The following is a 26,615-nucleotide window of genomic DNA, read 5'->3' on the forward strand; positions in this document are numbered from 1 at the left end:
TGGACAGGGAGACATGCACACAGTGACGCCGCCCGCCGAGATCGTCGCGCTCCACGGCCGGAACGCATCCTTGCTGGTCGAGCTATCGCACCCGGTACCGCGGATCCTGCACTGGGGTCTGAACCCGGGCGCGCTGGACCGCGACGACCTCACGGCGCTCCACCGCACCTCGATCCCGTCGTCCACGCACAACTCAACCGACAGTCCTCGGCACTTCACGGTACTGGCCACCGAGGGCGACGCCTGGTCGGGGACACCCGCCATCGAGGGGCATCTGCGGGACGGTTCACCGTTCACCAGATTCGTGTTGAGCGGTCACTTCTTCGATCCCGCGAAGATGTCGTTGCGGCTCACACTCTCCGACCAGGCGTCCGGCCTCACCGCGGTACTGACGTACCGGCTCGACGAGTACGACATCCTCACCGTGGACATGTCCATCTCCGCGGACGCCGGCGCCGCGACCCCGTACCACCTGGACGCGCTCACCGCGCTCCTGCCGCTTCCCGAGCGCGCCGTCGAATGCGTCGACTTCACCGGGAAGTGGGCGAGGGAGCGGAGCCCGCAGCGCAGCCCCATCGTGCCTGGCACACGGCTGCGGGAAAGTCGACGGGGGAGGCCGTCGCTCGACTCCCCGTACCTGTTGATGGCCGGCACCGCGTCCTTCGGCTTCGCGCACGGCGAGATCTGGGCGGTGCACCTGGGGTGGAGTGGCAACCAGCGTTACCTGCTCGAACAGTTGCCGGAAGGGGCCGGGGTACACCGCTCGGTCGTCGGTGCGGGCGAACTCCTCCTGCCCGGTGAGGTCGTCCTGAACCCGGGCGAGACCTACCGCAGCCCGACGGTGTACTTCGCATGGTCGAACGCGGGCATGGACGGCATCTCCGACGCCTTCCACGCGAGGCTGCGAAGCCGGGTCCGCCGCACGACGCCACGACCGCTGACTCTGAACACCTGGGAAGCCGTCTACTTCGACCACGACATCGACACGCTGCGCGAGCTGGTCGACCGGGCCGCGCGCGTCGGCGCCGAACGCATCGTGCTGGACGACGGCTGGTTCGCCGGACGCCGCGACGACACGGCGGGCCTGGGTGACTGGTACGTCGACAAGGACGTGTGGCCGGACGGGCTCTGGCCGCTGGTCGACGCGGTCCGCGGCAAGGGAATGCAGTTCGGTCTCTGGTTCGAGCCGGAGATGGTGAATCTCCGCTCCCGCCTCGCGGCCGAACACCCCGAGTGGCTTCTGGCTCCCGTCGGAGGCGAGGGGCCGGCCGTACGGCACCAGTACGTGCTGAACCTCGCCGACGACGATGCCTGGCATCACGTACTGGAGCGCATCGACTCGATCGTGACCGAGTACCAGCTCGACTACATCAAATGGGATCACAACCGAGAGCTCCACGAGGCGGCGCTCAGACGCGCCCATGGACGTGCCGGCGTCCGGGCACAAACACTCGCGCTCTACCGCATGATCGACACCCTCAGGAGCCGGCACCCGGGACTGGAGATCGAGTCGTGCGCGAGCGGCGGGGGGCGCATCGACCTCGGCATCCTCCAGCGCACCGACCGAGTATGGGCCTCGGACTGCAATGACCCGGTCGAACGGCAGAACATCCAGCGCTGGACCGCCCAACTCATCCCGCTGGAGTTCATCGGTTCACATGTCGGCGCGTCGCGGGCCCACACGACGGGCCGGGTGACACCCCTGTCCTTCCGCTTGGCCACCGCGCTCTTCGGCCACGCTGGGATCGAAACCGACCTGACGGCGTGCTCGGACGACGAACTCGACACCATCGCCGCGTGGGCCGAGCTCTACAAGGAGCTTCGTGAACTTCTCCACTCCGGGCGGCTCGTCAGGGCCGACCTCGCCGACGAGGCGACGCTCCTCACCGGGGTGGTGGCGCAGGACGGGTCGGAGGCCCTGTACACCTGGGCGCGGCTGACCACGTCGAATCCTGTGCAGCCGGGTCGGATCCGCCTGCCCGGCCTCGACCCGACGCGACGGTACCGCTTCCGCGTCCGCAGTGAGGTCGGCCCGGCGTCCCTGCACGAGAACGCTCCGGCGTGGCTCGACTCCGCCCAGCGCGACGGCTTCGTCGTTTCCGGCGCCATCGCCACGGGGATCGGCCTACCCATGCCGACACTCGATCCGCAGCAGGCCGTGCTGCTGCACGCGGTCGGCGGGTAGGACGAGGGATGCCCGTGCTCACCATTCCACGCGCGGCGACGCGGACCTCCAGCTCCGAACCAGCAGGCACGCTGTCGTAGCACCGGCCCGCGGAACGCCCACAACGGCAGGCATTGCTGCATCGAGACTGCCGGCTCACATCCGCACGGTGTCGTCGCTCTGCGCATCACGGCAGATCGGCCGGGCGCTGTGAACCTCGCCGGCAGCCTCGACGAGGTCGTAGTGTCCGGCCAGACGACAGGAACGGGCACAGACATCGCCCCTGCGTTCGAGGTAGCCGAGGCGGATTCGGCGCTCATCCTCATCGGCGTTGGCACCGACTGGGCGGTCGTGGACCCGGCCAACCCGGTGGATCCCCTGGTTGCCGTGGCCTTCGTCTCACGCCGGTGACGAGATCGCGTGGCCGGCGGGCCGGTCCGCTTCTCCGTGTCCCGGGCCGGTCCTTGTTCCGCAGGGGTGTTCCTCTCGACTTGGCCACGCACTGTTCCCGACCCAGCGGTACCGGTCCCACCCGCTCATCAACTTCTACGTCCGTTTCCCGGGCGACCTCCACGGACGGGCCCGCTCTCAGGCGACTGCCGACCGGCGGGCCGTCAACTCGGAGATCCGGGTCGGGCTCGCCGAAGTCGGGGTGGACGACGCTCGCCCGCCGGAGACTCGGCTGTCCCTCCCTCCGCCCCTGCCCCGGGTACGCGGGAAGCCGGATTCCTTCCCGGTCTTCGGGCCGGGAAGGAATCCGGTTGTCAGGTGACCGCCACAGCAGGGCGTTTCCGACTGGTGGAGCGACGGGCGCGGGTCAGAGGGTGATCTTGTCGATGTCGGGCGCGTAGTCGGTGGGGTTGCCGAAACTGAGAGTGTTGTCGCCCGCCTTCAGTGGCACGGGGACGGTGAGCGACTGCGGGGCGCCCCAGCTGTTGTCGTTGGTACCGGGCACCGGAATCTGGAGGGTGGTGTCGCCCACGGTGAGCTCGATGACCCGACTCGAGTCGCCGTCCACGTAGTCCAGCTTCATCAGGTACGTGCCGTCCTTCGGGGCACTCACGTGGGTGATGGCCACAGCGCCTCCACCGAGGTTGCCGACCTTCTGCCCACCGGAGCAACCGTCGCAGCCGGCGACGCCGGCGTTGCCGGTGAGGGTGTTGCCGGGTGCCTCGGCCTCGTAGGCGGTGGGACCGCCGGACGCGGGCGTGGTGATCGGGACGGCCTTGCTCGGATGCGAAGCCCGCCCCTTGGCATCGTGGGCGACGACGGTGAAGGAGTGGGCGTCGGCGGCGCTCAGGCCGTGGACGGTGGCCGAGGTGCCGGTGGTGGTGGTCATCGGCCGGCCGTCGGCGAAGACAGTGTAGTCGGCGACAGGTGACGCACCGGTGTTCACCTTGTTCCACGCGAGCGAGACACTCGTCGGCGTGGCGGCGGTGCCGTGCACGCCCAGCGGAGTGCCGGGCTTGTCGCCCTGCCGGGTCGGGGTGAAGGTGAACAGCCGCGAGCCGTGCGGCGGCAGGTTCTGCGTCAGCTGCCCGGAGAAGCGGCCGAGGTTCTTGTGCTTCCACAGGTCACGGACCGCTGTCGTGCCGTTGATGCCCAGGTCGGAGAAGTCCGCGGTGACGTCGCTGTAGCCGGACCCCAGGTTGAACAACGCGACGGTGTAGCTGCCGTCGGCATTGCGGGCGTACCAGGTCTGCCGGTTCGTGGTCTGGCTGACCGGACGCGCGGGGTTGCCGGACTGGTCGACTGCGATCACCTCGTCGTTGGTGAGCAGCCTCAGCCCGTACGGGTCGAGCTTGGTGAGGTCGTCACCCGAGTACAGCGGAGCCGACTCGATGGCCCACAGAGTCATGTAGCTCTGCCGCTCGGCCTCGGTGAGGCCGTCCATGGGGCCGACTCCCACGTTCAGGGAGTCGAGGTTGTTCCAGTGTCCCGGCCCGGCGTCGTCGATCCACTGCACGACGTCGTTCCAGCGCCCCTTCACGGAGTTGTTCCACGTCACGAGCGTGTTGCAGTAGCACTCGACGTCGGTGTCGACCCGCCAGCCGTTGGAGTTGGCCTTCCAGGTCCCGGCCTGCGTGTGACTGATCGACCAGGACAGCGTCAGCTGGATCGGTCGGCCGGCCTGCTGGAGTGCGGTGTGCCACGCCTTGATGTCCGAGGTGTTGTCGTGGTCCGCGTCTCCCTGCCACGAGCCCGGTCCCACCCCGTCGACCTTCAGGAAGTCCACGCCCCAGCCGGCCAGTTCGTCGGCGACGGAGTCGATGTACTTCTGCGCACAGGGGTTGGCGAAGTCCATCTTGTACGCGGAGTTCCACCCGTTGGTCTTGCGCAGGTCGGGGTAGACGATGTCCGAGGTGGTGCAGCCGGGCGCACCGTGGATCGCGGTCTTCCCGTCGTTGTACGCGGCGGGATCGAGTCCCACGCCCAGGTACATTCCGAACTTGAGGCCCTTGGCGTGGAGGTAGTCACCCAGGGACTTCATGCCGTGCGGGAACGTCGTGGGGTTCGGGGCCGGCCGGCCGTACTCGTCGACGCCGTTCGACCACCCCGCGTCCACGTTGATGTAGTCGTAGCCATGCGACTTGAGCTTCGCGGCCATCACGTCGGCCTGCTGCTTGACGTGTGCCTCGGTGAGGAAGTCGATCCCGCCGTAGCCGGGGAAACCGGTGGCTTCCAGACTCCAGCTGCTCCAGCCCATGTACGGCTTGGCGGCCAGGAGCGACTGCTGGTGGCCCGCGTTCGACAGCGGTGTGGAAGAGGCGGCCGCGGATGCGGCGGTCGGTACGGCGAACGACGCCACGAGAGCGGTGGCGGCCAGGACGGGCAGCCCGAACCGCCGCACGCCGTCGGTGCGAAGTCTGTGACGTGCGGAGGGTGCGGGTCCTGCTGGACGAGCCATGGTTACTCCATCTCGGCGCGAATGGACACGGCGGGGCTCTTGGAAGCCCGGGAAGTGCCCATGCGCGATCAGCGGCATGGGTAATTGGTTGAGCGGGCGTTTGGATCCGCCCTTGTGGCCAGGGCAATTTCGTTCCGGAGCGCGGCCCAGCGAGACTTGCCCGTCGGTTGTGGAGGAAACGGGGGCCACCTGGGCCGGTGGACGTTCCACCCCCCTGACGAGGTGCGGCGAATGTAGTCGCGCTTTTCTTCCAGCGTCAACATATGTGCTGCTCGAATCATCGACATTCGCGGAAAGAATGGAAGAGGATTCGGGTGATGAGGGGGGCGGCGGGTGAATCCCGGGGGGAAACTCATCTTTCTTCTTTTCCAATGGAAATGTATGGTCGCCACATGACGCTCGCCGACCGACCACCCGCGGCCGCTCTGCTGTTCCAGACCCTGCTCGCGCACGGCCCGCTCACGCGTGCTGATGTCGGGCGACGCACCGGCCTGTCGGCCGGCGCGATCACGAAGGTCGCCACACCCCTGCTGACCGACGGCTGGATCGTCGAGCTGGGTCGCTCGGCCGAGCGCACCACTGGGCGGCCGGCCACCTTGATCGCGGTGCGTGCCGACCGCGCCCGCTTCGTGGGTGTGAAGATCACCGGTGACGAACTCATCGGTGTGCGGGCCGACCTCACCGCACAGACCCGGGCCACCGCCCGGGCCGGACTCGGTTCCCGCGACGTCGGTTCGGTCGTACTGGCCATCGCCCGGCTCGTTGACCGGCTGAGCGCGGAGGCAGCGCTGCGAGAACCAGGTGCCGTCCAGGGCATCGGCGTCACGATCTCCGGCGACGTCGACGGCCACACCGGCACGGTCCAGTACTCCCCCTTCCTGAACTGGCGCCGCGTTCCCCTCGCCGACCTGGTCAGGGCGGCCACCGGGATACCGACCGTCATCGAGAACGACGTACGTGCCCTGACCGTCGCGGAACAGTGGTTCGGTGCGGGGGTCGGACTGTCGTCCTTCGCCGTGGTCACCGTCGGCGCGGGCATAGGCTGCGGCATCTCCATCGGCGGCCGGGTGGTTTCCGGCGCCCACGGAGTCGCGGGAGAAGCGGGCCACCTTCCCGTGGGCGGTACCGACCGCGTGTGCACCTGCGGCAACACCGGCTGCGTCGAAGCCGTCGCCTCCACACAAGCCATCACGGAGCAGGCGCGCCAGGCCGTGGGCGATCCGGCGCTGACGATGGATGAGGCGGTCCGCCTCGCCCATGCCGGGCACTGCGGCGTGCGCGCCGTCTTCTCACGGGCCGGCCGTGCCATGGGTCTGGCACTGGCCTCCGTGGCCAACCTCATCGGGCCCGAACGCATCATCATCTCAGGCGAAGGCCTGGCCACCTACGATCTGTACGAGGACGAGATTCGTTCCGCCTTCGCCGCCCGTGCCTCCGGCGCCGCGGCCGACTGCGACCTCGTCGTCAGGCCCTTGCCCTTCGAGGAATGGGCCCGCGGCGGTGCCGCCGTCGCTGTGCAGCGCGTCTTCGCCCCTGCCAAGTAACCCGCGAGAACCTCTCGTCCGCGGCATAGGCCACTCCTGTTCCCCGCCCGAGCCGTCCCTCCATCCCACCGTCTCGAAGGTGCACGCCATGCTGAAAGCTCTCTCTCACCAGGACTTCCGCGGTGTCGGTGGCCCGCCCGGAATGCTCTGGTACGACCGCCCCGCCACTCGTTGGTTCGAAGCGCTTCCGATCGGCAACGGCCGCCTGGCAGGCATGGTCTACGGCGGTGCCGACCGGGAGCGGGTCCAACTCTCCGAGTCGACCGCGTGGTCGGGCGGTCCGTCGGCAACGGACGTAAGCCCGACCGCTCGGCAGCAGCTTCCGCGCATCCGCGAACTCCTCTTCGCGGGAGACCACGCCGAAGCCCAGCGGCTCACCGCCGAGCACCTGCTGGGCAGACCGCGGTCGTTCGGGACCAACCTGCCCCTGCCCGAGGTGCAACTGGCCTTCCCCGACGGGGCTCCGGCACGGGACTACCGGCGGACTCTGGACCTGGACACCGGCCTGGTCTCGGTCACGTACGGGCAGGACGGCATCCGCGTCACCCGCGAGGTGTTCGCCACCAACCCGCACGGTCTGATCGCGATCCGCCTCACTTCGGACCGGCCCGGATCGCTCGGCTTCGCCCTCTCGATCCGGGACGGCGTGATCCCCGGGCACACGACCACCACGGACTCGTGCGTCGTGTTCAGCGGCCACGCGTACGAGAGCCTGCACAGCGACGGTCGTCAGGGCGTCGCGCTGGAGATCCGCGCCCACCTCGAAGCCGAAGGCGGCACCGTACACCGCGCGGGGGACGTGCTTCGTCTGGAAGGCGCCGATCGCGCGGTCGTCTATGTCGCCGTCGGGACCAGCTGGGGAGGCGAGGACCCGCGGGCACGGGCGGAATCGTTGCTGTCCGCGGGGCTGGAGGCCGGATACTCCGCGGTCCGGGCGGCGCACGTCGCAGACCACCAGGCCTTGATGCGGCGGGTTTCCCTGGATCTCGGATCGGCACCGGCCGATGTCGCCGCCCTGCCCACGGACGCACGCCGCGAGCGGCTCGCCTCCGGGAAGGCCGACGACGCTCTCATAGCGCTCTTCTTCCAGTACGGCCGGTATTTGACGATGGCCGGCTCCCGCCGGAACTCCCCGCTGCCACTGGCGTTGCAGGGGCTGTGGAACGACGGCCTGGCCAGCAGCGCGTCATGGACGAACGACTTCCACCTGGACATGAACACCCAGCAGAACTACTGGGCCGCCGAGCCGGCCAATCTGGCCGAGTGCCAGGAACCGCTGTTCGGTCTCCTCGAGGGCCTGGCGGCCCATGGCCGGGCGACCGCCGAGCAGATGTACGGCGCACCGGGCTGGGTCGCGCACACGGTGACCAACGCCTGGGGCTACACGGCACCCGGATCCGGCATGGGATGGGGAATGAACGTGACCGGCGGGGCCTGGCTCGCCCTCCAGTTGTGGGAGCACTACGAGTACGGCCTCGACGAGGCGTTCCTGCGGGAGCGTGCGTACCCGGTCATTCGCGGGGCCGCCGAGTTCTTCCTCGCCTACGCGGTCGGTGAACCGGAGCATGGCTGGCTCGTCACCGGGCCGTCGGATTCGCCGGAGAACTGGTACCTCGCACCCGACGGCAGCCGATGCTCGGTGTCCATGGGAGCCACCGTGGACCGGGTCTTCATGGAGGCCGTGCTGCGCATCTGCGCGCAGAGTGCCGAACTGCTCGGAGTCGACGCAGACCTCAGGACCAGGATCGCTGCCGCGCGCCGCCGGCTTCCCCCCTTCCGCATCGGGCGTCACGGGCAGCTGCAGGAGTGGCTGCACGACTACGAGGAGGCCGAGCCGAGCCACCGGCACACGTCCCATCTCGGTGCCCTGTTTCCGGAGCGCCAGATCACTCCACGCGACACACCGGACCTCGCACGCGCGGCGGAGGTCACGATCGAACGCAGGCAACAGGCACCCGGCTGGGAGCAGACGGAGTGGGTCGAGGCCAACTTCACGGTCTACTTCGCACGTCTGCTCAACGGCGACCTGGCCCTCACACACCTCACCAGCCTGATCGCGGACGCCGGCGAGGCGAACCTGATGACGTTCTCCGCGGGCGGGGTGGCCGGCGCCGCTCAGAACATCTACTCCTTCGACGGCAACGCCGGAGGCACCGCGGGAGTCGCCGAGATGCTGCTGCAGTCCGACGGCCGGGAGGTCGAACTGCTTCCCGCACTGCCCGGCGCCTGGCCCGACGGGAGCGTGTCCGGCCTGCGCGCCCGCGGAGGCCTCACCGTGGACGTCCGGTGGCACGCCGGACGGCTGGCCGCCGCGCGGATCCGGGCCTCACGAGCCGTGGACATCCGGCTGCGGTACGGCGCCGACCTCCTCGAAGTACGGCTCGCCGACGGAGAGACGCTTGCCCTCGGCCTCGGCTGAGGGCAAGCGCCGGCGCCACCGTCACTGCGCGATCTGACCGCCGTCGACGAGTAGGGTCCGCCCGGTCACAGCGGTCCCGTCGAGCGCCCCGAAGGCCACGGCTGCCGCGAGCTCCTCGGCCTACAGAAGCCGACGCTTCGGGATCTGGCCGTGCCGAGGAGGGGAGTGCGGGGCCTTCCCGGCGCGACGGAGTTGCCCCCGGACCCCGTACCGGCCCACTCGACCGCGAGTGACCGCGCCATCCGGGCCACCCCGGCCTTCGCCACGTCGTACGCGACGGGATACGCGGGATTGGAGCCGATGAAAGCGGCGATGAAGGACATGTTCACGGGCGATCCGGACCGCCGGCGCACGAAGTGCCGGCCGAACTCGCGGCAGGCCACGAAGGTGCCGGTCAGGTCGAGGCCGAGAACGTGGTTCCACACCTCGTCCGACACATCGAGGGCCGCGTCCTCGGGGGCGACACCCGCGTGGTGGACCAGGACGTCGACGCGGTCGAAGCGCCGCACGCCCTCGTCCGCCGCCGACGCGACGGCCCGGGGACCAGCCACGCCCAGGGGCGGGAACTCACCGCCCGGCTCCTGGGCCACGGCGGTGCCGGTCTCCGTGGTCCGGTCGGTGACGACGACCCGTACGCCACGCGCTGCGAGAGCCGCGGCGACGGCCCGCCCGATTCCCTGGCCCGCGCCGGCGACGACGGCCGCTCTCCCGTCGGTGTGCCCCGGGTGCGACTCGGACATCTCGTCCCTCCCGTCTGTGGATCCGTGGGCGGACTTCGCGGGCCGCCGGCCACTTCTGATGTCGTGCGTGCCGGGCAAGGGCACCGGGTGCGCCGGCGGTCACAGGGTCCTGACGGACCCCACTTTGGGAATCTGCCAGCGAACACGCGCAGCCGGATCGATCGCGGTGGAGGCTCCCGGACCGTGCGGACGCTCCATGAACCCCTCGCGTACGACACTGCGCTCGACGAAGGCCTCTTGTGTCCACGGAATGAACTCGACGAGTGGCGGCGCCTCGGACAGGACAGTGCCCACCAGGTGCTGGTGCACCTGCATCATGTCGCCGGCGTGCGGCGCCAGGCGCACCCCCCGTGCCGCCGCGTGCCCCGCGATCTGCAGCCACTCGGTCACACCACCGACGCGGGTGACGTCGACCTGCACGACCCGGATGGCGTCGGCCGCCATGAAGGAGGCGAACTGGTGGTAGGAGTAGATGCTTTCACCGGCCGCCACGTCCAGCCTCGTCGACGACTGGAGGCGGACGTGGGCCTGAAGGTCGTCGGCGTGGAACGGCTCTTCGACCCAGTCCATCGCCGCGTCCTCCAGGGCCGGCATGATCTGGTTCGCCGTCGACAGGTCCCAGCGCTGGTTGGCGTCGCACATCAGGGTCACCTCATCGCCGAGCGCCCGGCGGACGGCGCGCACTCGTCGGGAGTCCTCCCGCCAGTCGGGCCGCCCCACCTTGATCTTCACCCGGGACCAGCCGTGGTCGACCAGCGAGGTGAGGTCCCGTACCAGTTCAGTGTCGGAGAGGTTGAGCCAGCCTCCGTCGGTGTTGTACGCCTCGACGCTCTCCTGCGTGCCGCCCAGAAGCCGCCACAGAGGCATGCCGGCCCGCTGCGCGGCGAGGTCCCACAGAGCGATGTCGACCATGGCCAGAGCCATGTGGACCACGCCGGCACGGCCCATCCAGTGGGTGGGCAGCCAATACAGGCGTTTCCACGTGCCCAGGATGTCCTCCGACGAGGTGTCCAGCAGGGCGTCGGCATAGTAGGAGAGGATCACGTCGGAGAGGAGTTCAGGAGCGCAGTGAACGCCGGAGATCCCCGTCCCGATGCGGCCGTCGGCGGTGCGGATCTCGACCACGGGCACCGTCCAATGCGCCATGGAGGCGGTGGCGTCGGCGATGGGCCGTTTCAGGGGCACGGCGAGGGCGTAGGTCTCGACGGAGGTGATCACCGCACCGTCGTCGCCGCGGAGAAGGTCCGCTCCGTGCGCGGACAGCAGCCCGCGGGCGGTGCCGAAGGGAGTTTGATCGGTCATTGTTCCAGTCGGCCATGGCCGTCGGAACTCGTCAACGGCGAAATGCGGATACGGATGATCTGTCGCGCAGATGGCAAGCCACCCGAAGGAATCCTGCACCGGCGGTGGTCCGGCTGTGGGGCGAGGAGGTTCGGTCAATGACGCTCGAACTGGCCTGGTTGCGTACCTGGATCGAGGTCGTGGATGCCGGCGGCTTTACCAGAGCGGCCGAAAAGATGCATTTGTCGCAACCGCGCGTTTCGGCGCACATCGCGAATCTGGAACGCGAACTCGGCTGCCTGCTGATCGAACGTCGTATAAGACCACTCACCCTCACCGACGACGGGCGAGCTCTGCTGGCCCGGGCGCGGGCGGTTCTCGCGGCTGCCGACGAATTGGTCACCGCACGCCAGACAGACCTGGGCAACATCACGGGAACCGTCACGGTCGCGAGTTTCGCCAGCGGGAGTTCGGAATTTCTCCCGGCGGTCATCACGGCACTGAAGAAGGCGCACCCGGAGATCCGGGTAGCGGTCCTGGACGGAGACGTGGGGTTCATCGAGGCGGCCCTGTCCGAGCGTCGGGTCTCGGTGGCACTGCGTCCGATCCGGCCCGAGCCTCACGATCACGCATTCACCATGCGTCCGTTGTGGCGTGAACCCTTCGTCATGCTCGCGCCGACCGGACATCCTCTGCTCGAGAAGAGCGAGGTCGATCTGGGGGACTTCGCGGACCAGCGCGTCATCACGATCGGCAATCCGCTCGCCAATACGGTCGTCGGTTACGAGGCCGAGGTCGAGTTGAGCATCAAGGACCTGGTCGCGCCCTACGGCACCGTGTCCCATCAGCCGACGACACTCGGCGCCATGGTGCGAGCCGGGCACGGCATCGGAATCATCAACTACCTGGGTGCGGTGATGATACAGCGCGAGGGAATGGAGATGCGGCCCATCCGCGACCTCAACCGGTATCGGGACGTCGGAATTTGGTGGCACTCGGAGCGGCCGCTCGGGGCGGCTGCACGAGCGTTCATTCGTGCGGTGGTACAGGCGCCGAGACCTGAGGGTACGACCGCTGTCCCACCGGTCTGATGGGCTCGGAGTCATTCCCGGAACGAATGCCCCTTCCGTGAACCACCATTGACGGTCACGGGTGACCGCGGTGAGGTGGGCCCGAAGTCTCCCGGGCCCACCGACGTGGTCCGCGCCCCGCTCCTCATCGTGTGGTACCTCAGCCGGTTCCTCCGTCTGCCCCCACGCTCGGGTACTTCGGCGCGGGGCTGCGGATCGCGGCCTGGGCGCGCTTGCCGTCCGCGGCGAGTGCGTCGCTGAGCCGGGGGAGAGGGCCGGATCGGAGGCCACGCACCGAACAGTTCAGGTTCGGCCCGCAACATGCCCGCATCGGCCGGACAGTACCCGCCGGGTGCGACCGCGGGCCCGACATCCAGCAGGACCTCGCCCGGATCGTGCACGGCCCGCGACGTGCGCCATGGTGTCGGCGCCGGCCATATGTGGAAAGCGCGACCCGGCTCCGAGACCGCACCGGGCATTCGTATTCCGGATGACTCCCCGTCGATAATCGTGTTTCCCCTCGACGGCGTCGGCGGCATACGGTCGATGACGTGAACAGTGATCGCCGTGATGCAGCGAGGCCGGGAACAGCGGCAGCCGTCCGGCCGCTCGTGCCACGTCCCGGCCTGGACGACATAGGGTTGCTCCTCGGCGGCATATCACGGGGAACGCCCATCGAGGTCGCCGACGGCGTGGTAGCTGCCGTCGAGGACATCACCGCCGGCCACAAGGTCGCGTTGCGGGACATTCCCAAGGGCGCTCCCGTGCGCAAGTACGGCGAAATCATCGGCGTGGCGCTGGCCGACATCCCCGCGGGCGGGCACGTCCACGTGCACAACTTGGGAATCGGCCGGTGGGAGGTGCCTCGAGCGAGCGCATCGACGGCTCGGACGCAGCCGACCGTCGCGGCTCCCACCCGGGACCATTTCCTCGGATACCGCCGTGCGGACGGCCGTGCGGCGACCCGGAACTACATCGTCGTCGTCCCCACCGTGAACTGCTCCGCCACAGTGGCCCGGTTGATCGCGGGGCGGGCCGATGACCTGTACAGGGGGACGCCCGGCCTCGACGGAGTCATCGCGCTCCCGCACGACCTCGGCTGTGGAATGGGCGAGGGCACTGCGGGGGACGACATCCTGCGGCGTACTCTGCGCGGTTACGTGCGACATGCCAACGTCGCAGCGGCCCTCGTGATCAGTCTCGGCTGCGAGGTGAACCAGCCGGAGAATGTCCTGGGGGACGGCACGGGGGTCGAGACGCTCACGATTCAGGAGGTGGGTGGCACCGCGGCGACGGTGAGCGCGGCGCTCCACCACATCTCGAATCTGGTCGCGCAGGTGGCGGAGTCGCGTCGAGTGCGGATCCCGCTCGCGGAGCTGACCCTGGGGCTGCAGTGCGGCGGCAGCGACGCCTATTCGGGACTCACCGCCAATCCCACGCTCGGTGTGGCGGCAGATCTGCTCGTCGCGGGCGGTGGGAAGGTCATTCTCGGCGAGACCCCGGAGATCTACGGCGCCCATCATATGATGCGCGACAGGGCGTCGAACCCTGCGGCGGCTGCCCGTATCGACGAACTCATCGCCTGGTGGCAGGAGTACACCGACGACAACGGCGTGAGTCTCGACGGCAATCCGTCCCCGGGAAATCGGGCCGGTGGGATCACGACCATCTGGGAGAAGTCCCTGGGCGCCGTGCTCAAGTCCGGCACCAGCCCGCTGAACGCCGTCGTCGGATACGGTGAACCGGTCACTGCGCCGGGCCTCACGTTCATGGACACCCCTGGATACGATCCGGTATCGGCCACCGGGATGGTCGCCGGAGGCGCCAACCTGCTCGCCTTCACGACCGGACGGGGCTCGCTGTTCGGCTCTCGCCCCGTCCCCTGCCTGAAGATCAGCTCCACTACCGGGCTGTACGAGCGGATGAGCGGCGACATCGACTTCGACGCCGGACCGGCCATGAGTCACTCGGATCAACTCACTTACGGCACCTGCTTGTTCGAGGCCCTGGTGGACACGGCCTCCGGCGCCGAGAGCAAGTCGGAGGCGCTCGGGTTCGGGGCGGAGGAGATAGTCCCCTGGCGCATGGGAGCGGTGCTCTGACAGGAGCTGACCGTTCCCGGCCGCGACGGAGCGCGCATTCACCCATGGCGGCCACACCAAGGTGACGTTGCGTCCCTCGAGCCCGTTCGTCGTGAATCCCCTCCCTCGCCGAACCCGGGATCTGTGAACGGCGCTTCGCCGGGCCCCCTGAGACGGGGTCGGGCGATGTGGGGCCCGCAGGGCGGATGGACCGTCCCATGCTTGCGGTACTGCCGATGGGCGCGGCGAGGTCGGGGCCGGACGCGGTGACGACCCGGCAGCGGCTGTGCATGATCTCCTCGCCGACCTCGGCGGCACGGCGCACCGAGCCGCGCCGGGCTTCCGGCGCGAGCGCGGGGTGGGACGCGAGGGGCCGGCCTTGGACGGACACGCTGGGCATGAGGGTGTCTGCTTGTGATTGTGAGGATGCTGTGGGTGGCGGGAGAACGGGGTTCCGGCTTCCGGAGCCCCTCCCTAGGCTCCGGTTCACATGACAACAGAACACGCGCAGCAGTCCCAGGAGAACGCCGGGCAGTCCCGCAGACGCTTCCTGGCCGCCGCCGGGGCGACGGTCGCCGGGGGAGCGGTCGCGGCCACCGCCTTATGGCCCGCCGGCAGCGCCGCGGCCGCTCTGTCCGGAAAGCGCGTCGCCGTCCTCGGCGGCGGCGTGTCCGGCCTCAGCGCCGCCCATGAACTGGCCGAACGCGGCTATGCCGTCACCGTCTACGAGTACTACGACGCCCTCGGCGGCAAGGCCCGCTCCATGGACGTCCCAGGCACGGCCGCAGGCGGTCGCGCACCGCTTCCCGCGGAGCACGGCTTCCGCTTCTTCCCCGGCTTCTACCGGAACCTGCCGGACACCATGCGCCGCATCCCCTTCCCCGGCAACGCCGGCGGCGTCCACGACAACCTCCGCAGCGGTACCGAGGCGCTGTTCGCGCGCGGCTCCGGCCGCCCGGACATGCACTTTCCCCTGCGCCGGGTCACCACCCCGCCCGCACCCGGTGACATCACCCCGGCCTGGCTGCGCGACCAGATCCTGTCCGTCCTCGACCTGGGCACCCGGCTGCCCGCTCATGAGGCCGCCTACTTCGCCGACCGCCTGCTGGTCCACCTCACCAGCTGCGACGCCCGCCGTGAGGACCAGTGGGAGAAGACCCCGTGGTGGGACTTCATCCGGGCAGGCGAGATGAGCGCCGAGTACCAGGTGCTCCTCGGCATCGGCCAGACTCGCAATCTGGTCGCCACCCGCGCCGAGATCGCCTCCACGCGAACGGTCGGCCGCGTCATCATCGAGGCCCTGATCCTGTGGGGCCTGCTCGGCCGGGGCATGGACGGCGACGCCGACGTCGACCGCGTTCTCAACGCTCCGACGAGCGAGGCCTGGATCGACCCCTGGGAGCGGTGGCTGCGCTCGCTCGGCGTCGAGTTCGTGCTCGGGACGGAGGTTCGGGAGGTGCTGTACGAGGGCGGCCGTGTGACCGGCGTCCGTGTCGCGCCCCGCGACGGCGGTCCGGAGCGCACGGTCACCGCCGACCACTACGTCTCGGCGATGCCCGTGGAACACGCCCGCGCCACCTGGGGCCGGGCCCTGCGCGCGGCCGACCCGCAGCTCGGCCGGTGCGACGCGCTGAAGACGGACTGGATGACCGGCGTGATGTTCTATCTGCGCACGCCCACCCCCGTCGTGCACGGGCACATCAACTGCCTCGACTCACCCTGGGCGGTGACCGGCATCGGACAGTCCCAGTTCTGGGACGTACGGAACTTCTCGCGCGACTACGGGGACGGACAGGCCCACGAATGCCTGTCCACGATCATCTCCGAGTGGGACAAACCCGGCATCCTGTACGGCAAGACCGCCCGCGAGTGCACCAAGGACGAGATCGTCGCCGAACTCTGGGCCCAGCTGAAGGACGGGCTGAATGACTCGGGGAAGACGACCCTGAGCGACGAGGACCGGCTCGGCTGGTTCATGGATCCGGCCGTGACGGGTCTCGGCGGCCCTGACCCGCGCAACCGCGAACAGCTCCTCATCCACCCCACGGGCACCCTCTACAACCGGCCCTCGGCCCGCACCAGGGTGCCGAACTTCTTCCTCGCCGGCGACTACGTCCGTACGGACGTGGACCTGGCGACGATGGAGGGCGCCAACGAGTCCGCGCGGCGAGCCGTCAACGCGCTGCTCGACGCGGACAGTTCGAGCATGGAGCGGTGTCGCGTCTGGGAGCTGTTCCGTCCGCCGGAGCTGGAGCCCCTGAAGCGGGTCGACGAGGTGAGGCATCGGCTGGGGCTGCCCAACACGTTCGACCTGGGATGAGCCGGAGGGGCCGCCGCCCCCGAGTCGGCTGCGGCCCTTCGCGTGTGTGGTTGCGTCGTGCTGTGCCGCGCCCCTTGCGCACCCGCACCGTGGGGCGCCTGGCACGCGGGCAAGTACGGCGTCGAGGCGCTCGGCGACGCCCTGCGCATGGAGACCCAGCCGCAGCGACCCCGAACGGAACGGCGACCCCCTGCCGTGGGAGACCCTCGCGGTCGACGACCCGGACTTCGACCCCGAGTACGACGAAGCCCCCTCCAACGCGGGCACCAGGGGTGCCCGGTGCACCTGCGGGTACCTCTCGGTCGACCCAGTCGGCCCGGACATCGAGGTGCGCGGGCACGGCCGGCTGGCCCTCACCGCACCAGGCGTCGGCCATGGCGCGTTCCCCGGGACGCTCCGCATCCGGGGCTCGCTGCCGGCGGCCCCGGCCCCGGCGCCAGCTCGCCCGCGGGGCGACCCCGAACCTCGATGCGCGGCCTCCCGCCCAACTTCCATCCCAGCCCGGCCGACACTGGGCCGAGCGGCGCAGGGCACAAGGACGGTGGACGGCCGGCGGCAACCATGACGGCGATGTGACTGTTCTGGGATGAAGTGTTCGAACTTTCACAGAACGAAAAGCCGGCCCCGGTGCGCTGTCGTCCACCGGGGCCGCAACTGTGCCTATGGGCAGTGTTCGCCGAACTTCACCGCGTCCAGCGTGACCGGCTGCCCCGCCAGCTTCGTCCCCGCAGCCGGTTTCTGCGTGCACACCTGCCAGTTCGACTCGACCAGCACCCACCGGCTCGCTCCGGTCGCATCGTTCACGGTGATCGAGGTGCTGGAGTCGAGCGCGTCCCGGGCGGCCTTCACGCTCCTGCCGTGGAAGTCGGGCATCGTCCCGCCCGCCGCCGAAGGTCCGGCCTGGTCGTGACCCGGGCAGGTCTCGGTCAGTTTGACGGCTCCGAAATCCAGCTCGGTGTTCGCGGAGGCGACGGTGCCGGCCTTGACGTTCTGGGAGCAGACCTTCCAGTCGCGGTCGAGGATCTGGTGTCGGGCGCGGCCGAGGGAGTCGTGCGACTTGAGGCTGTGGAAGCCGGCCTCCTGGGCGGTGTCCTGGGCGGATTGGAGGCCCATACCGACGAAGGACGGGACGGACTTCTTGGTGACGGTACCGGTCCTGCCGCTGCTCGTGCCGGACGTGGCCGTCGCGGCGGAGGTGCTGCCGCCACTGCCGGTCGTGTCGGTCCTGCAGGCGGTGGCAGTGCCGAGAAGGGCGACGACGGCGGCTGTGCAGGCGAGTGTTCTGCGGTTCATGGATCCCCCATGTGCAGGTGGTGCGTTGAGGGGCGAGCGTAGAGCGGCCGCGGTGGGCGTGTCGGTCGTGTAGCGAGGCTGTGACCGGATCGGGTGGTTTCGGGCAGGGTGAAGGCCCGGCCCGGGTAAGGGATCGGGGCCCGGGGCGTGGGATGGGCCAGAGGCCGGCTCTCCCCGCCGCGGGCGACATCCGGCCAACGGCATGGCACGGGCGCCAGCGGCTGCCGGTCGGCGGAAGGCCGCGTGCCGCTCGCGTCGGCGGTGCCACCGCACATGGCGTCGTAGGTCGCATCGGCGTGACGACGGCCTCGCCCGGATGTTCCGAAGCGGGGCCGCGCACGCCGCGACCACGGTGGCACCCCGGGCACGGGCCGAGCCCTGGCCCAACTGGACCAGCCCTGTCCATTCTTCCCGTTCAGACTACGAACGCCGGCGCGCGGCTCGGTCCGACGACCGGCTTCCTCAGGCGTGTCAGCCAGCGTGTCCCACCTGGCTGGGGGACTGGCTCAACATCCTGGATGCCCGGCCAGACACCGTCGGTCGCGCCGCAGGACGATCGTCCACGTCAGCGGTAGGCCAGGGGGGAGATGGATCGCGGGGGCATCTCGCAGCACTCGGCGTGACCACTCCGCAGAAGTCGGGTCAGAACCCTCTCTCACGAACAACGCCGGTTCGCCCGCCCAGGCAGGAGGCCGAGCACCTGTGACGAGCGCCGTGAACACCTCGCGCGTCCTCGGCCCCCGCAGCCATGAGCATGCACCGGCCGCTCCGATGACCTCCGGCGTCACCTTGTGGGGTGCAGGCGGTCGAGCAAGCTGCGTCGAGCGGAGTCGACGTGTTCTTCGGCGTACCGGGCGAGCGTTTCGCGGTCGTCCGACCGCAGGAGCGTCACCAGCTCGCGGTGCTCGTCCACAACGCGAGCACGGTAGTGCTCGTAACCGAGGGTGATACGGCGGAGCTGGAAGAGGTAGACCTGCGAGCGCACCGCGCACCACGCGTCGAGGAGCCTGCGGTTGTTCGCGGCGTCGTAGATCCGGTCGTGGAAGGCGATGTCCAGTGAGAGCAACTTCGCCCCGGACGCCTCGCCGCTGATCTCTTCCGACATCTGACCGACGAGGGTGTCAAGTCCGGTCAGCTGGTCGGCGGTCACCCTCCTGTGCGCGCTGGTCGCCGCGAGCCGGTCCAGCGCGGCGCGCAAGGTGTAGACCTCCTCGATGTCCTGAGCCGTGACGTCGATGACGGTGGTGCCGCGGTGCCAGGCGCTGCGGACGAGGCCCTCGCGTTCGAGGTGCGCCAGTCCTTCGCGCACCGATCCGCGACTGACTCCCAGGGAGGCGGCGAGTTCGACTTCCCGCAGCTGTGATCCGGGTGGGAAGTGGCCGGCGAAGATCGCCTCACGTATGAGATCGGCAGCCTCTTGCGCCAGGCCACGGCGACTGGCTTTGGGGAGCGGAGCGACAGACATGTCCGAATGTTGACATTCGACATTCGGCTGTTGCAAGGTCGGGGCGGAGCGAGCCGAAGGAGTGTTCACATGCCCGTGCGCCCCGCCTTCCATCTGGCCATACCGGTCGACGACCTTGACACCGCACGCCAGTTCTACGGGGAGGTCCTCGGGCTGGGCGAGGGACGGTCCACCGGCCACTGGATCGACTGGAACCTGCATGGCCACCAGCTGGTGACCCATCTGGTCCCCGGTCGCCCTGTGCCCGCCGGGAACAGTGAGGTCGATGGGCATGCGGTGCCCGTCCCGCACTTCGGGGTGTTGCTGTCGACCGAGGACTTCCACGCGCTCGCCGAGCGACTCCGCGCCGCGGGTACCGAGTTCGTCATGGAGCCCTGCCGCCGCTTCCCCGGCGAGCCGGCGGAGCAGTGGACGATGTTCCTCCACGATCCGGCCGGCAACGCGCTGGAGTTCAAGGCGTTCCGCGACGAGTCCCAGGTCTTCACGCGATGAGGCGGGTGCTGGTCACCGGGGCGTCGCGCGGGATCGGCCGGGCGGTTTCCCTGGCGTTCGCCGAGCGCGGAGACAGCGTGGGAGTGCACTGCGCGGCCAACCGCGCGGACGCCGAGGAAACGCTGCGGCGACTGCCCGGTTCCGGTCACGCCCTACTCGTGGGCGATCTTGGCGATCCGCAAGCGGCGCGAGGGATCGTCGACGGTGCCGTGGAGCATCTGGGCGGGGTGGACGTGCTGGTCAACAACGCCGCCGCCGCACCGTCCGACAGCACCTTGCACCCCGTGGCCGACGTGTCCTATGAGGAATGGCAGCGTGTCTGGCACCGCATGGTCGACGTCAATCTGCTCGGCGCGGCGAATGTGACCTACTGCGTCGCCCGGCACCTCATCGACCGCGCCGGTGCAGGCAGCATCGTCAACATCGGTTCCCGTGGTGCTTTCCGGGGCGAGCCCGACTTTCCCGCGTACGGCGCGAGCAAGGCTGCACTACACGCCTTCGGGCAGTCGATGGCCATCGCGCTCGCACCGCACGGCATCGCGGTGACGTCCGTGGCCCCGGGCTTCGTCGCGACCGAACGGCAGGCCCCGAAGGTGGCGGGCCGAGGCGGCGAGGCCTTGCGCGGCCAGAGCCCGTTCGGACGGGTCGGGACGCCCGAGGAGGTCGCGGCCGCGGTGCTCTACCTGGCCTCGCCGGAAGCCGCCTGGGCGTCCGGGACGGTACTCGACCTCAACGGCGCCTCCTACCTTCGCACCTGAGGACTCTCGGACGGCGTCAGCCGGGTCAGTGACCCCGTAGCGCGCAGGATCGGCCTTGGGAACACCGGTACCGCGGCCGTCGGGGAGAACGGTCATGGCCGGCTGGTCGAGTCCCGACCGCGGGCCGGCCGTGCTGGGGGAGTTCCTGGCGGGTACGAGGAGTCGATGTGGCTGCGCCATGCAGAGTCGCCGCAACGGTCATCGCTGCCGATTCCGACCTGTCACAGACCACAGCGGCCCGCCGGAGGATCGCGAGGTTCGTGATCGACGCCCATTCGCCGGCCCGTGCGGCGGCCGATCCGGAGGCCGCGGTGAACGAGATCTTCCTTCGCAAGGCCACCCGGTCGAGCTGCCTTGCGGAGTCGGGCTGGACGCCTCCGGGGTGGTGGACGAGGTCGGCGAGGGCAAGAAAGGCGGTGCCGATGGCATCGGTAGCGTGCCGAGGCCGGGTGAAGAACCGCGAGGACCTTGGCCGACCCACCGGTCCTCTCGTTCACCGTCGTGATGATGCCGTTCGGTCCAGCCACAGCCGTCTCGGTCGGGCGAGCGGAGGGCCGAGGGCGACAGCCGGTCAGCTTGGGCGCCCGGTGTGAAGCCCTTTCTCGTGGGCCCACGCCCAGTCGCCTCTGCCCATGGAAGACTGCACAATGTGTTCTTGTGGTGAGGAGTGACGAGCGGCCGCGGGCGCACGAGTACGACCGGCGGAGCCACGAGGACGACGGGCGCGGTCACCGACGGCGCGGCCCGGTACTGTTCACGGTCCTTGCCGTCCCCGCCGTCGGAGCCGCGGGGGCTCATGCGAGTTCACTGCTGCGGGTAGCGGAGCACGCCAACGGCGCCATCCACATCGCCCTGGTCGTCGCTGCGGTCCTCATCCTTCTCGTAGCTCTGTCACTCGGGATCGTTTGGGCGATCAACCTGGTCGCCTCCCTGATCGATACGGCTCGTTGTCGGCGCAGGATGCACTACGGCGATGCTCAGGAACTCGTACGCGTGGCAGAAGCTCCCGAGGCCACCCCACAGACGCCCCTCAACGATCGAGGGAAGCGGGTACTGCCGTCTCGGATCATCAGCAGGGCCCGTACGGGGTGGGCGTCCCGTTCGCGTCGCGCCCCCGAGGACAGATGAGACGCTCCGCACCGTTGCCGTGGCAGGGCCGGGACGGTGGGGCGTCCGGTGCTGGTCGGCATTGGTCAGCGGTGGCGCTCGACGGGCAGCTCCAGGTGGAGCTCGTAGCCGCCCTGGGCGGTGGGACCGGACGTGACGGTGCCGCCGAGGAGCTCGGCCCGCTGGGCCAGGCCGACCAGGCCGTGGTGGGCGCTCGGCAGGGCCAACGCATGCCGGGTGGGGGCGGTATTGGTGACAGTGGTGCAGAGGGAACCGCCACGGTGAGTGACGCGGACGGTCGCCGTGGCGCCGGGGGCGTGCTTGCGGACGTTGGTCAGCGCCTCCTGCACGGTGCGGTAGACGGCGCGCTGCACCGTGGGCGGGATGCCGTCGGACAGGTCGCTCTCCAGTTTCGCCTCGATACCGCTGGCATCGACCAAGCGCTCCAGGTCGGCGAGGGAAGGCTGGGGGGTGAGCTCGGTCGGGCTGCTGCCGGAAGCACGCAGGACGCTGACCATGTGCCGCAGCTCCTCCAGGGTCTGCACGCTCAGGCGTCGGATAGTGGCCGCGGCCTGTCTCGTCTCGGCGTCCTGGCTGCCCACCTGGAGCGCTCCGGCCTGCACGGCGATGAGGCTGACCTGGTGGGAGACCACATCGTGCATCTCCCGCGCGAGCTGGGCGCGTTCCTTGGCGAGGACGCTTTGGGCGGTCAGCAGCCGTTCGTGCTCGCGGGCCTCGATGATGTCGGCGAGACGCAGGGAGAGTTCGCGCCGGGCCTGGACGAGCTGGCCCAGGAAGACGGGCGCGGCGGCGGTGGCAAGGGTGTAGCTGAGGTGGAAGAGGTTGTTCCGCTGGGACAGTTCGGTGGCGTCCAGGGACGACCACGGCCAGGGCATGTAGTCGATGACCGCGTAGGTGAGGGCACAGCCGGCCAGCAGGACGCGGCGGCGGTTCAGCGAGGAGAGCGTGTACAGCGCGGCCATGGGGGCAAAGATCGCGTCGGTGACCAGGGCGGTGGGGAGCGTGAGGGCGAAGGTCGTCAAGGGCAGCCGGCGGCGCACGGCGAGGGCGAGAGCGCCGAGCAGCGCGCAGGCGGCGGCCGGCTGGTCCGCGACGCCGACGCGGGCCCACGCGTCGACCAGCGCGAACCCGACGATGACGACGTCGAGCTGCAGATCCGACGTCCGTCGGAGGCTCACCGGGCGCCCTTGCCCTGCTCTGGGGAGAGCAGGCCCGCGCGCTCGGCGATCAGGGCTGCCTGGACCCGGCTGCTGACCCGCAGTTTGCCGAGCACGTTGGTCACATGGCCTTTGACGGTGCCCGTGCTCAGGTGCAGCCTCTCGCCGATGTCGGTGTTGGCGAGTCCCTCGGCCATGAGGGCGAGAACCGCGCGCTCGCGCTCGGTCAGCCGGCCGGTGAGGCGGATCGCTGCGGGCTCGCGCACGCCGTGGTCGAGATAGCCGTCTACCACCCGGCGGGTGACCTGGGGCGACAGTACGGTCCCTCCTTCGGCCAGCGTGCGCACCAGGCGGGGAAGCTCCTCGGGGTCGGTGTCTTTGAGCAGGAACCCGGCCGCGCCCGAGCGTAGGGCCGTCGTCACGTATTCGTCCGCGTCGAACGTGGTGAGCATGGCGACCACGGGGGGCTGCGGCATGCGGCGCAGGTCGGCCAGAATGGTGAGTCCGTCCACGTCCGGCATCCGGATGTCGAGCAGCACGACGTCGGGCTCCAGCTCCCGCACCATGCGCACGGCCTGGCCACCGGGCACCGCCCCGACGACCTCGATGTCGTCCGCCGCGTCGAGAATGTGCGTGAGCCCCGTGCGGATCAACGCCTCGTCATCGACCACCAGTACCCGGACCACGTGTGCTCCGCTCGTCGCATGCCTCCGTGCGATGCCTACCCCCTCAGGAGTCCTCTCGGGGTGACCGGCACGCGATTTCCGCCGGTTGGCGGCATGGCGTCAGCCGGTTGGCCGAGGCGCCCCGGGCGGGTGGCAGGGACGCTTCCAGCCGAGTGGCGGGGGTGGGTCCGACCGGGTGGCGGGGGGCCTCAGGAAGGCTGCCGGGGTGGTTCGGGCGGGGTTGCGGTGAACCTATTGAGCATGACTCGCAACGCACTCTCGGTCCAGCCGGCCCACGTGGTGCCGTCGCCTGGGCGCGCCCGCCTCCCAGCCCCTGCCTCTGCCCCTGCCGGGAAGGCCTCGACGGGGCGGCTGGTCGGTGTCGACTTGGCTCGCGGACTCGCGGTCTTCGGCATGTTCTCGGTCCACGTCGGGCCCGATGTGACAGGCGGCGGCCCGGTGGGATTCCTGATGGAGACGGCGAGAGGGCGCTCCTCCGCCCTTTTCGCCCTGCTCGCCGGGTTCTCACTGGTCATCGTCACCGGCCGCCCACAGCCGCGTACCGGGCGGGCAGGCCGTCAGGCCGTGGCCAGGATCGTGATCCGAGCTCTCGTCCTGCTGGTCCTCGGCTATGCGCTGACCGCCCTGGACACCGAGGTCGACGTGATCCTCAGCTTCTACGGGGTGCTGTTCCTGGTCGTTCTCCCGCTGTACCGGTTGCGGGCCCGGACGCTCGCCCTCATCGCCGCTACGGGCGCGCTGGTGCTTCCCCAGGTCCTGTATATGACCAGAGCGGCCATCGAGGACGGCAGCTGGGCGGACGCCGTCACCGCCCATGACCCCGTGGCCCTGGTCACCGGCACGGACGGTGTCATCGAGCTGTTGTTCACCGGCGCGTATCCGGTCCTCACCTGGGTCCCGTTCCTGGTCGCGGGCATGGCGGTGGCCCGGCTGGACCTTGCCCGCCCCGGCGTCAGATCCCTGCTCGCGCGTATCGGCGGGGCGCTCGCCCTGCTGGGCTACGGCGGCTCCTGGCTCGCCCTGCACCTGGTCCCGCACGCCCTGTCCGCCGTCGCCTCCGCCACGCACGGCCCGGCATCGTCCGCGTGGTGGTCGGACACCGTGGGCGAGCCGTCAGGGCGCCCCCCGCTCGCCTGGTTGCTGGTGGCCGTACCGCACAGCGAGACCACGCTCTCCATCGTCGGCAACACCGGCGTCGCCGTGGCCGTGGTCGCCGCGTGCCTGACCGTCGCCGAGCGGATGCCGCGCCTGACCCGCCTGGCCACACCCGTCACCGCTGTCGGCATGACGGCGCTGACCGCGTACGTCCTGCACATCCTCGCGCTGTGGTTCTTCAACGACGTCTGGTACGTGGCCGCCGTCGACAGCGACGCCCGGTCCGGTCTGGCGGTGCTGCTCAGCTTCATCGCGGCCGCCACCCTTCTGGCGATGGTGTGGACCCGGCTGTTCGCGCGCGGTCCCCTGGAGCAGCTCCTGCACATCGCCGCCCAGCCGGCAAGGAACATCAGATGACGGTCCGCGCCCTGACGCCGGGCTGATGCGCGATCTCGGTCCCCACAGAGCCCGCCGGGGCAAGAAGGTCCGCACCACCCTCCGGGACGACGGTCATGAGCGGGCCGCTGACCTGCTCAGGCGCGACTTCACCGCGTCCCGTCCCAATGGGCGCTCGGTGGCCGAATTCTCCGACGTGGCCACCTGGTCCGGGACCGTCCACGTCGCGTTCGTCGTGGACGTCTCCCGGGCGATCGTCGGCTGGTCCGCCGCCACCAGCAGACGGGCCCAGCTTGTCCGCGACGCTCTCGACACGGCGTTGTGGCGCCGGGACCGTACCTGAACTCCGGCCGGTCCGGGGCTGGTTCATCATTCGGAGGCGGGCAGCCAGTACACGTCTCTAGCGTTCTCCGGGCATCTCCTCGTGGCCGGCATCGACGCACCGCCCTTGGCCCTCGCCCTCGGCTACGCCGTCCGTCTCCGCTCCGCGTTCGTGCAGCCGGTCGCCATCGCCGCTGCCGGTGTCCTTGCCACGATCGTGGTTCGGCATCGTCCAAGCCGTGGCCTCGTGACCTCCCGCGGTGGGAGAGATGCGTGCTGATCAACTCCAGCACCGGCGGTGCGCCCGATGTTGTGACGGACCTCGACGAAGCTGCTGCCGCTGCGAGTTCTCGCTCTCCTGCCTGCGACCGGCCCGGCTGCAGTCGGGCCATCTTCAGGCTCAACTCCTCCCGACCCAGGTGATCTGGCAGCCGGGGGAGACGGCAGGGCAGGCAGAGCCTGACGTGGGGGCTTGCGGCGCACCGTGATGCGGGACGCATCGAAGCGGGGAGGAACGCGACGTCGAACGCCGTACGGGCCCGGGTACGGCAGTTTCAGGTGTGGTGGCGCCGACGGTGACCGCCACTCAGGTAGGCCAGAGCGGCCTGCCGGTGGGGCTGGCCCGGCTCATCCACGTCGACTATGAGTGACCTCAGCTCACACCGGGCGGCGCCGCCCTACCACGGTCACTGTCCGGCTCCGCAACCGTCGGGCGAACCGTTTCGTCCACTGCCCGTCGAGGCGGCTTCTTCCCCACGGCCATCGCAGCAGCCGCACGAGCCAACTGCGCTTGCACCTGCTCGAAAGCTCGCGATCCGGACCGCTTCCGTTTGTGACTTCCGCTCATAGACGTTTCAACGCCCCACCGAGCTGTCCGTCACAGCAATACCTCCGAATGGAGCACACAACTCCGGCTCCGGCAATGTCGTCCGACGACCACCGAGGGACGAACCCACTCGGCATCGGGGCCGAACCTTTGACGATCCGGTGATGCCGGAATACTCCTGGCCCAGCCTGGCCCGACGTCGCCCACGCCGTCGCCTTTGAAGCGGCAGGTCGGCGGTGAGCGCAGCCAGTTCGCTCACCGTCCGCGCCGACAGGGCAGCCTCCAGGCGCTCGTCCAGCTCGTCCGCGGTCAGCAGGCCGTCCCCCGCCGCGATACGCAGTACGTCCACCACCCGGTGCCGGTCGGCATGAGAGGCCCGCAGCTCGGCAGACGAACCGGGGCCGGAGCCCTTCCCGGGGGGCGAGATCTCTCCCGACATGTCTCCCTCCAGATCCTGTCGAACGTCTCCGC

At 69.8% G+C, this 26,615-nt stretch carries 19 protein-coding genes and 4 pseudogenes; 12 read left to right on the top strand and 11 right to left on the bottom strand.

Annotation, left to right across the window (positions count from 1 at the left end; genetic code table 11):
- Positions 1-13: 13 nt before the first annotated feature.
- Positions 14-2,185, top strand: coding sequence for an alpha-galactosidase (locus AB0L59_RS28115; RefSeq protein WP_365588944.1), 2,172 nt, complete (start codon positions 14-16; stop codon positions 2,183-2,185).
- Positions 2,186-2,374: 189 nt separating this feature from the next.
- Positions 2,375-2,575 (top strand): hypothetical protein, encoded by a 201-nt coding sequence (locus tag AB0L59_RS28120; protein ID WP_365588947.1) that lies wholly within the window; start codon positions 2,375-2,377, stop codon positions 2,573-2,575.
- 406 nt (positions 2,576-2,981) lie between these two features.
- Here AB0L59_RS28120 and AB0L59_RS28125 read toward each other — a convergent pair whose 3' ends face one another.
- Entirely contained in the window at positions 2,982-5,072 is a 2,091-nt protein-coding gene (locus AB0L59_RS28125) for a hypothetical protein (RefSeq protein WP_365588950.1), read from the bottom strand.
- Positions 5,073-5,464: 392 nt separating this feature from the next.
- Between AB0L59_RS28125 and AB0L59_RS28130 the strand changes: the two genes are divergently transcribed.
- Together AB0L59_RS28130 and AB0L59_RS28135 are read left to right on the top strand one after the other, a co-directional pair.
- On the top strand, positions 5,465-6,616 hold the full coding sequence (locus tag AB0L59_RS28130) for an ROK family protein (RefSeq protein WP_365588952.1): 1,152 nt from the start codon (positions 5,465-5,467) through the stop codon (positions 6,614-6,616).
- A gap of 88 nt (positions 6,617-6,704) precedes the next feature.
- Positions 6,705-9,035, top strand: a complete 2,331-nt coding sequence (locus AB0L59_RS28135) for a glycoside hydrolase family 95 protein (RefSeq protein WP_365588954.1) — start codon at positions 6,705-6,707, stop codon at positions 9,033-9,035.
- 65 nt (positions 9,036-9,100) lie between these two features.
- On the opposite strand, the gene AB0L59_RS28140 is transcribed toward AB0L59_RS28135, so the two are convergent.
- Together AB0L59_RS28140 and AB0L59_RS28145 are read right to left on the bottom strand one after the other, a co-directional pair.
- A complete protein-coding gene (locus tag AB0L59_RS28140) occupies positions 9,101-9,775 on the bottom strand; it encodes an SDR family oxidoreductase (RefSeq protein WP_365588955.1) in 675 nt (224 codons plus the stop codon).
- Between the two features lie 99 nt (positions 9,776-9,874).
- Positions 9,875-11,077, bottom strand: a complete 1,203-nt coding sequence (locus tag AB0L59_RS28145; protein WP_365588958.1) for a mandelate racemase/muconate lactonizing enzyme family protein — start codon at positions 11,075-11,077, stop codon at positions 9,875-9,877.
- Between the two features lie 137 nt (positions 11,078-11,214).
- Here AB0L59_RS28145 and AB0L59_RS28150 point away from each other — a divergent pair, with 137 nt between their 5' ends.
- Positions 11,215-12,147, top strand: coding sequence for a LysR family transcriptional regulator (locus tag AB0L59_RS28150; RefSeq protein WP_365588959.1), 933 nt, complete (start codon positions 11,215-11,217; stop codon positions 12,145-12,147).
- 187 nt (positions 12,148-12,334) lie between these two features.
- Here AB0L59_RS28150 and AB0L59_RS28155 read toward each other — a convergent pair.
- Positions 12,335-12,548: pseudogene (locus AB0L59_RS28155) on the bottom strand (IS1380 family transposase); the annotation flags it as partial.
- Positions 12,549-12,737: 189 nt separating this feature from the next.
- Here AB0L59_RS28155 and AB0L59_RS28160 point away from each other — a divergent pair.
- The gene (locus AB0L59_RS28160) at positions 12,738-14,228 is read left to right on the top strand and encodes an altronate dehydratase family protein (protein WP_365588962.1); all 1,491 of its coding nucleotides are present in this window, start codon (positions 12,738-12,740) and stop codon (positions 14,226-14,228) included.
- Positions 14,229-14,442: 214 nt separating this feature from the next.
- Here the strand turns inward: AB0L59_RS28160 and AB0L59_RS28165 are convergent.
- Positions 14,443-14,607 (bottom strand): annotated as a pseudogene (locus AB0L59_RS28165) (peptide deformylase); the annotation flags it as partial.
- A 90-nt stretch (positions 14,608-14,697) separates the two neighbouring features.
- Here AB0L59_RS28165 and AB0L59_RS28170 point away from each other — a divergent pair.
- Positions 14,698-16,527: an FAD-dependent oxidoreductase gene (locus AB0L59_RS28170; protein ID WP_365588965.1), complete on the top strand. Its 1,830-nt coding sequence runs from the start codon at positions 14,698-14,700 to the stop codon at positions 16,525-16,527.
- Positions 16,528-17,187: 660 nt separating this feature from the next.
- On the opposite strand, the gene AB0L59_RS28175 is transcribed toward AB0L59_RS28170, so the two are convergent.
- Both AB0L59_RS28175 and AB0L59_RS28180 read right to left on the bottom strand, forming a co-directional pair.
- Positions 17,188-17,820, bottom strand: coding sequence for a PASTA domain-containing protein (locus tag AB0L59_RS28175; RefSeq protein WP_365588967.1), 633 nt, complete (start codon positions 17,818-17,820; stop codon positions 17,188-17,190).
- A gap of 784 nt (positions 17,821-18,604) precedes the next feature.
- Complete coding sequence (locus tag AB0L59_RS28180) at positions 18,605-19,285, bottom strand: GntR family transcriptional regulator (protein ID WP_365588970.1); 681 nt, start codon at positions 19,283-19,285, stop codon at positions 18,605-18,607.
- Positions 19,286-19,354: 69 nt separating this feature from the next.
- On the opposite strand from AB0L59_RS28180, the gene AB0L59_RS28185 reads away from it, so the two are divergent.
- The 3 genes and pseudogenes from AB0L59_RS28185 to AB0L59_RS28195 all read left to right on the top strand — a co-directional run.
- Positions 19,355-19,777 (top strand): VOC family protein, encoded by a 423-nt coding sequence (locus AB0L59_RS28185; protein ID WP_365588972.1) that lies wholly within the window; start codon positions 19,355-19,357, stop codon positions 19,775-19,777.
- Positions 19,774-20,535 (top strand): SDR family oxidoreductase, encoded by a 762-nt coding sequence (locus tag AB0L59_RS28190; RefSeq protein WP_365588975.1) that lies wholly within the window; start codon positions 19,774-19,776, stop codon positions 20,533-20,535. Before AB0L59_RS28185 ends, AB0L59_RS28190 begins: the two co-directional genes overlap by 4 nt.
- 153 nt (positions 20,536-20,688) lie before the next feature.
- Positions 20,689-20,861, top strand: a pseudogene (locus AB0L59_RS28195) (TetR/AcrR family transcriptional regulator); the annotation flags it as partial.
- A gap of 867 nt (positions 20,862-21,728) precedes the next feature.
- On the opposite strand, the gene AB0L59_RS28200 reads toward AB0L59_RS28195, so the two are convergent.
- Positions 21,729-22,841 (bottom strand): histidine kinase, encoded by a 1,113-nt coding sequence (locus AB0L59_RS28200; protein WP_365588978.1) that lies wholly within the window; start codon positions 22,839-22,841, stop codon positions 21,729-21,731.
- Entirely contained in the window at positions 22,838-23,506 is a 669-nt protein-coding gene (locus AB0L59_RS28205; RefSeq protein ID WP_365588981.1) for a response regulator transcription factor, read from the bottom strand. Before AB0L59_RS28205 ends, AB0L59_RS28200 begins: the two co-directional genes overlap by 4 nt.
- Positions 23,507-23,857: 351 nt before the next feature.
- Here AB0L59_RS28205 and AB0L59_RS28210 point away from each other — a divergent pair, with 351 nt between their 5' ends.
- Both AB0L59_RS28210 and AB0L59_RS28215 read left to right on the top strand, forming a co-directional pair.
- Positions 23,858-25,018 (top strand): DUF418 domain-containing protein, encoded by a 1,161-nt coding sequence (locus AB0L59_RS28210; protein ID WP_365589209.1) that lies wholly within the window; start codon positions 23,858-23,860, stop codon positions 25,016-25,018.
- A gap of 25 nt (positions 25,019-25,043) precedes the next feature.
- Entirely contained in the window at positions 25,044-25,340 is a 297-nt protein-coding gene (locus AB0L59_RS28215; RefSeq protein ID WP_365588983.1) for a hypothetical protein, read from the top strand.
- Positions 25,341-25,397: 57 nt separating this feature from the next.
- Here AB0L59_RS28215 and AB0L59_RS28220 read toward each other — a convergent pair whose 3' ends face one another.
- Both AB0L59_RS28220 and AB0L59_RS28225 read right to left on the bottom strand, forming a co-directional pair.
- Entirely contained in the window at positions 25,398-25,547 is a 150-nt protein-coding gene (locus tag AB0L59_RS28220; protein ID WP_365588985.1) for a hypothetical protein, read from the bottom strand.
- Positions 25,548-26,367: 820 nt separating this feature from the next.
- Positions 26,368-26,583: pseudogene (locus tag AB0L59_RS28225) on the bottom strand (DUF1707 domain-containing protein); the annotation flags it as partial.
- Between the last annotated feature and the right edge of the window lie 32 nt (positions 26,584-26,615).

Origin of the sequence: Streptomyces sp. NPDC052109, from assembly GCF_040680195.1 — a bacterium.
Classification (GTDB): Bacteria; Actinomycetota; Actinomycetes; order Streptomycetales; family Streptomycetaceae; genus Streptomyces.